The sequence below is a fragment of the Vibrio sp. TRT 17S01 genome (assembly GCF_050113695.1).
GTDB lineage: Bacteria > Pseudomonadota > Gammaproteobacteria > Enterobacterales > Vibrionaceae > Vibrio.
Genome location: NZ_JBNJOG010000004.1, coordinates 377,062 through 384,982, shown reverse-complemented (window position 1 = coordinate 384,982; position 7,921 = coordinate 377,062). Strand labels below are relative to the sequence as shown.

The 7,921-nt window shown below is 40.0% G+C and carries 11 protein-coding genes; 1 reads left to right on the top strand and 10 read right to left on the bottom strand.

Annotated features, from left to right (window positions below):
- Positions 1-105: 105 nt before the first annotated feature.
- The 8 genes from ACQEXS_RS09445 to ACQEXS_RS09410 form a co-directional block, all read right to left on the bottom strand.
- Entirely contained in the window at positions 106-690 is a 585-nt protein-coding gene (locus tag ACQEXS_RS09445; protein ID WP_207308104.1) for a DUF1294 domain-containing protein, read from the bottom strand.
- A gap of 158 nt (positions 691-848) precedes the next feature.
- Positions 849-1,457, bottom strand: coding sequence for a dual OB domain-containing protein (locus ACQEXS_RS09440; protein ID WP_182039463.1), 609 nt, complete (start codon positions 1,455-1,457; stop codon positions 849-851).
- Positions 1,454-1,930: a DUF488 domain-containing protein gene (locus ACQEXS_RS09435; protein WP_182039464.1), complete on the bottom strand. Its 477-nt coding sequence runs from the start codon at positions 1,928-1,930 to the stop codon at positions 1,454-1,456. The genes ACQEXS_RS09440 and ACQEXS_RS09435 overlap by 4 nt, the downstream gene beginning before the upstream one ends.
- A gap of 3 nt (positions 1,931-1,933) precedes the next feature.
- The gene (locus tag ACQEXS_RS09430) at positions 1,934-2,464 is read right to left on the bottom strand and encodes a DUF488 family protein (protein ID WP_427013640.1); all 531 of its coding nucleotides are present in this window, start codon (positions 2,462-2,464) and stop codon (positions 1,934-1,936) included.
- 724 nt (positions 2,465-3,188) lie between these two features.
- The gene (locus tag ACQEXS_RS09425) at positions 3,189-4,010 is read right to left on the bottom strand and encodes a hypothetical protein (protein ID WP_427013639.1); all 822 of its coding nucleotides are present in this window, start codon (positions 4,008-4,010) and stop codon (positions 3,189-3,191) included.
- 77 nt (positions 4,011-4,087) lie between these two features.
- Positions 4,088-4,624: a nucleotidyltransferase family protein gene (locus tag ACQEXS_RS09420; RefSeq protein ID WP_427013638.1), complete on the bottom strand. Its 537-nt coding sequence runs from the start codon at positions 4,622-4,624 to the stop codon at positions 4,088-4,090.
- A gap of 131 nt (positions 4,625-4,755) precedes the next feature.
- A complete protein-coding gene (locus ACQEXS_RS09415) occupies positions 4,756-5,520 on the bottom strand; it encodes a hypothetical protein (protein ID WP_276443818.1) in 765 nt (254 codons plus the stop codon).
- 162 nt (positions 5,521-5,682) lie between these two features.
- Positions 5,683-5,985, bottom strand: coding sequence for a hypothetical protein (locus ACQEXS_RS09410; protein ID WP_077261265.1), 303 nt, complete (start codon positions 5,983-5,985; stop codon positions 5,683-5,685).
- A gap of 232 nt (positions 5,986-6,217) precedes the next feature.
- Between ACQEXS_RS09410 and ACQEXS_RS09405 the strand changes: the two genes are divergently transcribed.
- Complete coding sequence (locus tag ACQEXS_RS09405) at positions 6,218-7,180, top strand: integron integrase (RefSeq protein WP_427013637.1); 963 nt, start codon at positions 6,218-6,220, stop codon at positions 7,178-7,180.
- Between the two features lie 56 nt (positions 7,181-7,236).
- Here ACQEXS_RS09405 and rplT read toward each other — a convergent pair whose 3' ends face one another.
- Both rplT and rpmI read right to left on the bottom strand, forming a co-directional pair.
- Positions 7,237-7,590, bottom strand: a complete 354-nt coding sequence (gene rplT / locus ACQEXS_RS09400) for a 50S ribosomal protein L20 (RefSeq protein WP_004401084.1) — start codon at positions 7,588-7,590, stop codon at positions 7,237-7,239.
- A gap of 41 nt (positions 7,591-7,631) precedes the next feature.
- A complete protein-coding gene (gene rpmI / locus ACQEXS_RS09395) occupies positions 7,632-7,826 on the bottom strand; it encodes a 50S ribosomal protein L35 (protein ID WP_004411425.1) in 195 nt (64 codons plus the stop codon).
- Positions 7,827-7,921 lie beyond the last annotated feature (95 nt).

The following is a 7,921-nucleotide window of genomic DNA, read 5'->3' as shown; positions in this document are numbered from 1 at the left end:
CATTGTACCTTAAACACTAAATTCAACTTGAACTGAAATCGCCAAGCGTTGTGAATCCGCCTTAAACGCCTTGTTAGCCCACATTAATTCACGAGGATTTATTGACTAAAACGCCCCTAAAACACTCTGGATTAAACGTCGCCCTGATTCACTCAACAACCAGACAAAACCACCAATGTTGATAAAAATTGTAACCCAAAGGATGAACTTAAAAGGTTGCTTCCTTGATTTGTGTCGTAATTGAAACTGAGCTAATAATGCTCCCGGCCAACCACCGACCAAAGACAGCATATGCAATGTACTTTCTGACGTTCTCCAACTACCATTCTGTGCCGCTTGCTTATCCCAAGCAAACATAAAGTATGTAAATATGCTCAAAAACAAATACAAAGGAATTAGGAGTATTTCACCGTTAAAAGCTGTTATCGATGCTGTCGCCGCAACCAAGAAGCTAAAACCAAATAGCACTGTATAAGGGAACCCGTTGACACCTTGCACTACTACATTTTCTGCATTGAAGCGTCCCTTTTTATCTTCTGCGACATCAAAAGTAACGCTATCTTTTACTTTAGGGCGATAGCCTCGATTTGTTATAGATGAAATATGAACAAATACCTTCAGCTTCCCATCAACAGACGAAATAAACCCATAGCCTTTAGCATCATTCCATTCTACTATTTGACCTTTCATAATAATCCTTCGCTAGTTCTGACGCCTGTGGGCTAACGCCCTGTTAAGGTGTGAGCAACGCAATACCAAAAGCCGCCGCATACCACCTTAAACACAAAACGCAACGCACGGCAAAAGTGCCAAGCGTTGCGAATCACTCTTAAACAGATTGTTAGATTTTAGTACCAACCGGACAATTGAACATAACACCTTTTTTCAAAATCACCAGGCTCAGGTGCCCACCATCGAGCAAGGGACACACGGACTAAAGTTCCTGCTGGGATTGATGCAACTGGCGTTTGCAACCCTACAAATGGCATCTCATAGCATTCGTTTTTAACTTTATAACGAATGCTTCCCTTAGGTGTTTCAACCATTTCGAGTTCTTTTGGGACTAACCAGAAACCAACACTATTCGTTGGCAGCCCTTTGCCACCATTGATATAAGGTCCACCGTTGTTAGTGAAAGCTACCGTATTGTTGAACAGCCCAGTAATGCATCCGCTGTATGGAGTTACACGACGCTGAATATAATCCGATAGATCCGTTATTGGTCTGATATATTGCTGCTTGGTTACTAAGACATCTTCAACGTGTGGAGGGGTTAAGTTTTGACTTGGTGTATAACTGAGCCTCCAAAGTTCTCCAACTTCAAAATCAGTATCATATCCTTGATTACTGCCTGTGCTCGTTAATAAACGAATATACTTACCATCTGATACATCATACCCACCGACACAATAACCTTGCGACATTCGAGTTTTTGATGTGATTACAACCTTGTTCATAAATGGACGATCTCCAGTGAAGAGTTTATTGTTTTTAGTTTTTCTGTTACCAAGCTCCGATGACACGCCAAATGTTCTTCTTCAACACAGAAAAACACAATTGACTCTCCATTATTAATCGCAGAAATTTCCATTTCGAACTGGTGGTTTTCCAATATTTCTTGATCATACAAACAGCAGAATGCATCACTTAATAACTGCCGCTCGCGCTTCGTAGTATTAGAAAAGTAATCTTGCTCTTTTTGAATCTGTCTTATTTCGGTAGTTGGTGCTAATTCTTTTATATGACAGTACTTTACGTCAAGTTCGGTCAACTTGCTTTGCAAGTATTTACTATTAACAAATTTATATTTTGAACCTCTAACGCCTCGACGTTGCCTTACATCAAAAAAGCAAGTGATACCATTTTGTGTTATCAAGTTAAAAAACTCACTCTCACTTTTCCCATAAGCACCGATAGTAAATACTTTCATTGATCACCTATATTTTTTAACTGACGTGAACTCATCGTCAAACATTGAGTATTGACCTTTTGTAATTCTATCTATTATCTCTTTTTGAGTCCTAATAACGTTACTTTCATCTAAATGGCTGATTATTATACCTTTCTTAAAGAGCTCCTCTCCAATCAGCTTTGAGCGATGGCACTGTTCAGGCTTCATTTCTGCACACATAATCGAAACATTAACGTCTAAACTGTTTGCTTTGATCAGCCTTTCCAAACCGTTTATAAAAGCATCGCTATTTGCTGTTTTGCGATAATCGACTTTACCGTCGGTATAGCATTGAGGATCGCTTGGGAGACCACCAACAGTGTCCCCCATAAAAACGTACTTGATACCAGCATCTCTCAATATTGCCTGTAGTGATTCTCTGTTAAAATCAGGGTGGTATTTAGAAAACGGCTTAGTTCTAACATCTATCAAATACCTAACGCCATTGTTGACTAATGCGTCAGTAAACTCTTGGATGCTTCTGCGGCTGTAACCAATAGATATAATTGACATAAACACTCCTAGATATCACATCATCACAGTATCACTCTGTTGTGCTTTAGTAAATCTAACGCCCAATTAAGTAGTGAGCAACGCAATACAAAAGTTTCTGCATTGCGCCGTAAACACAAAACTCACTGCAAACCAAAACTGCCACGCGTTGCGAATCTGCTTGAATTGTTTGTTATGCGAATTTTCGATAACGCCAAATTGACTAACGAAAACATTACCTTAAACACGAAAAACTACAAACGCGCAGATGACTTTTTGTGATTCAAGAACCAGCGGACTCAACATTTCACGAAAAAAGCTGCCACAAGCACTGAACGCAGCCTTAAAGCGAAGACTTGGCTTTTGCTTGCAAGAAACTTAACGAGCCGAAATTTCAGCAAATACCGACTTTCCATGAATTTGCCCTTTCCACACTTTACGCCCGAAAAATTTTCCGCAACCAAATGCGATTTTTAATGAGGCAACTTCCCGAACTTTGGCATGCTTTACGGTTTGATTGATTCAAGAATTTGAGTCGACAATGCTGATTTGCCGACACCGAAAAACGAATGACCAAAGAGAACGAAATTAAAGAAACCTAAAAACTTTGCCCTGTCGCATAACGCCCAATTAAGGGGTGAGCAACGCTACCACCCGACCTAAAGCATTGTACCGTAACCACTAAAATTGAAGTAGAAGCAAAAATGCCAAGCGTTGGGAATCCCTCTTAAATTGTTTGTTATGCCTATTGGTCAAGGATTTCTGATTGCTTGAGTAAATCCGTACTTAACTTATTCTTGTTGAGTAACATTTCGATCTTTTGACGGTAGGTTTCATCAGCAAAAGGTGAAATATAAATTTCATGCACAAGTTCATTCACGTCCACCCGAACCTCCCTTCCTATAGAGAAGTCATATGGAGTAACGGAGCCACCCTCAGATAATGGGTAGTTAAGGATGAAAAGACGTAGTTCTTTTTCAAACTCGTAGAACGGTTTTTTAGTCGTAATTACTGATAGTCGTGATAGCTCGTCAGATGACATGTGCTTTCTATATTTAACCTTCCCCATGAAGAACTCTTCAGGATAACTATCCTTACCAGAAACTACTGATTTACGGAGTTTGCTAACCGTAGATTTAATGGCAACGCCATTTTTCTCACCGCCTAGGTATATTTTCCAAAGAGCATAATTCTCATGAGGGTTTATCGACCAACAGTTTATTAAGACGAGTTCTTTCATGGGATTTGCATTCCATGCAAATATCCCAACCTCTTCTTCTAAATCTTTTCCTGATAACCCCTTGGCTACTAGCTCTTTCCTTTTTTGCTCAACGACTGAATTAGGCACAGTTACTTCGTACTGATCCGAAAGCTTAACGGCATTAGGGAAAAATATTGAGCCGCTACTAAGTAGCTGTTCAAACTTCCATGTGTTCATATAGCGCCAAACTGTCGAGTTACCATGTGGAGTTTCAATATGGTCACTTTTTCTGAATTTCATCACTAATCCCAAATTTCCGGTATAGGCATAACGCCCAATTAAGTTGTGAGCAACGCTGCCACCCAACTAAAACACCGCACCGTAACCACCAAACCTAATGAAACCGAAAGCGCCGAGCGTTGCGAATCAGCTTGAATTGCTTGTTAGGGCACTGTTCTCAAAGATGACCACCTTACTAGCCAGCCCTTTGAATTTACACGATTTTCAAACGTTTCTCGTGACCTTTTAGGGTTATGTGTGACACAGTAACCAAATAAGGATTCGTACCCAAAAGCTGCAATACATTCATAGCTATCAGGTGCGACTTGTCGAATGGCAACAGCTGTCTCTTGTTCTGGCCAATAGCTCATAGCATCAAGGGAGCTTGTGTAGGGTAAATCGCCATTCCGAGTATGCATTAGTGCTTGGTTACGAACTTGCCAGTTAACTTCTGGCATTAGCTGCTTGAGCTGAGATTCATGGTGTAAGTATGCATTAGGGTCGCTCTCGTCTGGAGCAAAGTAAATAACATCCGCATCGTTCAATGGTGTTGCTACATCAAACCCATGCAGTGCATCCCAAACAAGATTACGAACGAAACCAGCTGCAATGTAACACTGAGGCAAGCCCAATTTAGAGACGCACTCTAAGGCTTTAACTCTAACTGGATCTTGCTTGATTAATTCTACGATTCTATCCATTTTCGCCCTGTGCCCTAACGCCCAATTAAGTAGTGAGCAACGCTACCACCTACCTCAACCATTGTGCCGTAAACACTAAAGCCGATTTAAACCCAAAGTGCCAAGCGTTGCGAATCTGCTTGAATTGCTTGTTAGGGCACAATTATTCCGCCATTTAGGAGGCACAACAGTGATACTGAGGACAATATTATTGGACCAAGAAAATCGATGACAAACCATCGAATATTTTGGCTTATCAGAAAGTATTTATAACGGCGATCAAACGTTTTCATTGACACTATTAGCTGATTACCAACTAAAACCTTTTCCATTCGATGAATTGAATTTACAGCACTCTCAATATCTATCTTCAAAGGTTGTACTTGAGAGCTGATATTGGCATCGGTTCGGTTTAAACTCGCACCGTTCTCGCGCATTTCATGGATAGCAGCCTCCATACTTTCAACCCGTTGATTTATAGCTGTTAGGGGTTCTTTGAGGCTTCCAATTCTTTCTGCTTGTGTTGACCACCAGAAATAAAATGTAGAGTTTCTTGGATCTGATGGGAAAGGCGGTTTTACCGCTTCATCAAGGTCCATTTCATCAGCGCGTAAAAATGCCTCTTTAGTTCCAGTAACTCTCACTTCCCACTCTTGAAGCGATTCATATGCGCACCAAACAAAATGAATAAGAAAGTATAAGATGAGGATTAACAGCCCTTTATATAACAATGCATCGTTGAGTCCGTTAAACTTTAAACCAAAGAACGTTGAGTTAGGGTCAATACTGACTCCACCCAAAGTCATAAACAAAGCAATGAAACTTGCAACCATTAAGTTCTGACGTATCTTCTTCACGTTTTCTGTAAATTCGATCTGAACCGGTGCTAATAATACTTTCTCTACTGATTCACTCATGAACTCTCCATTTGTGACCTAACGCCAAATTAAGGTGTGAACAACGCTGACACCTTACCTAAAGCATTGTGCCATAAACACTAAGCTTGCTTGAAGTGAAGGCGCCAAGCGTTGTGAATCACTCTTAAATTTATTGTTAGATTTGTACTTTTCAGTTGCGCCCTATCTAAAATCCACACCATTAAGTGCCACTGCGAGAAACAGCAGAAAAGCCCCTAAACTAATTGGCAAAAGTGCAATAAGCCACAATACGAAGCCACTCAATTTAACCAGAAACGTCTTTTCACTTTGATAACGAGAGGATTTTCGAAACTGATAAGCAGAGGTCAACGAGCCAATACACCACAATATGATTAGCGCTATGATTTGAAAATCACTTCCTCTAGAAAACGCATGTTCCACGGCTACAAACAGCATTACATGCATCAACATAGTAGCTACTAAAGTTGCTTTGATTCTACTCATATCCCTCGAAAAATATAACGCTTTCTATACTACAAAAAGTCTCTTTTCACTCTGACTATCATGTAGCTTTTCCTGCAAGGGTACATATGACTAATTTCACATAACCGAATGAAAAGTTGTGATTTATATGTATTAGAAAGCTTATTTTCACTTCAACTTATACGACTAAAAGTCTCTTAGTTATTTCAAATAGCTTAAAGTTAAATAACTGGATAAATAAACAGGTATTTATATGAAAAGTCAGTTCTTATTGAATGTGAAAGAATACATGCATACACGCCATTACTCTCCACGCACTATTGATGCATATCTTATATGGATACAGAAGTATATCGTATTTCATCATATGACTCATCCTTCGAAGCTTGGAGATAAAGACGTTGAGAAATTTCTATCTCACCTTGCAATGAATGGTAAAGTTGCAGCCAAAACGCAATCTTTAGCGCTAAATGCAATTCATTTTTTATATCGCGAATACTTTAGAACACCTTTAAATACAGAGCTAAAATTCCAAAAATCATTAGTAGACCGAAAATTACCAGTAGTTCTTACTAAAGAAGAAATGCGGCGTTTTGTTCTACATATTAATCCGAAATACAAACTACAAATAATGTTGTTATATGGCTCGGGCCTACGTTTAATGGAATGTGTAAGGCTACGGGTACATGATATAGATTATCACTATGGTGCAATACGAATATGGCAGGGTAAAGGCGGTAAGAACAGAACGGTCACGCTAGCGAAAGAACTTCATCCTATGCTAAAAGAACATGAAGCACTTGCGAGAAGATACTACGATAAAGATATGAACTCAAAAGGTTATGGTGGAACCTGGGTAAAAGAATCACTTCGAAGAAAATATCCAGGATGCGAATTTGAGTTTGGTTGGCACTATATTTTCCCGTCGTCTAGAACGAGCATTGATCCTGAATCAAATCTTGAACGCAGACAGCATATTAATGAAGCAGTGCTACAGCGTTCTGTCAAAGCGGCAGCTCGTAACGCTGAGATAGAAAAAAATGTGTCGTGCCATACATTACGCCATAGCTTTGCTACTCATCTTCTAGAGTCAGGCGCTGATATTAGGACTGTCCAAGAGCAGTTAGGCCATAGTGATGTAAAAACCACCCAAATTTACACTCATGTCTTAGAACGTGGTGCGAGTGGGGTAACTAGTCCTCTTTCTAATTTATAAAGACAAAAAAGGAGAGCCGAAGCTCTCCTTTCCTTAATCCTAATAACTAACTCTAATTAAAGAGCAGCTTTCGCTTTTTCAACTAGCACTGCGAATGCAGCTTTGTCGAATACCGCGATGTCAGCAAGGATCTTACGGTCGATCTCGATAGATGCTTTCTTAAGACCGTTGATGAAACGGCTGTAAGATAGACCATTTTGACGAGATGCCGCATTGATACGTGCAATCCATAGTTGACGGAATTGACGTTTCTTGTTGCGACGGTCACGGTAAGCGTATTGACCAGCTTTAGTAACTGCTTGGAAAGCTACGCGGTAAACACGTGAACGTGCTCCGTAGTAACCTTTAGCTTGTTTTAGAACTTTCTTATGACGTGCACGAGCTTGTACACCACGTTTTACGCGAGGCATTATGCTTCTCCTAAACTAAACGATTAATAAACTAAAAAGAATTATGCGTATGGTAGCATACGAGCAACTGCAGCCACTTCACACTTAGGAAGGATTGCATTTGGACGTAGCTGACGCTTGTTCTTAGTAGTACGCTTAGTCAGGATGTGACGTTTAGTAGCGTGCTTAAACTTAATACCACCAGCAGTTTTCTTAAAACGCTTAGCAGCACCTTTGTTGGTTTTCATCTTAGGCATGATGAATAACTCCGCATTGTTGAGTTGTATTAACAATAGTAATTAGGGCGAACAAACCCAGCCACCTTACGGCAGCTGAGTTTCATTACTTGCAA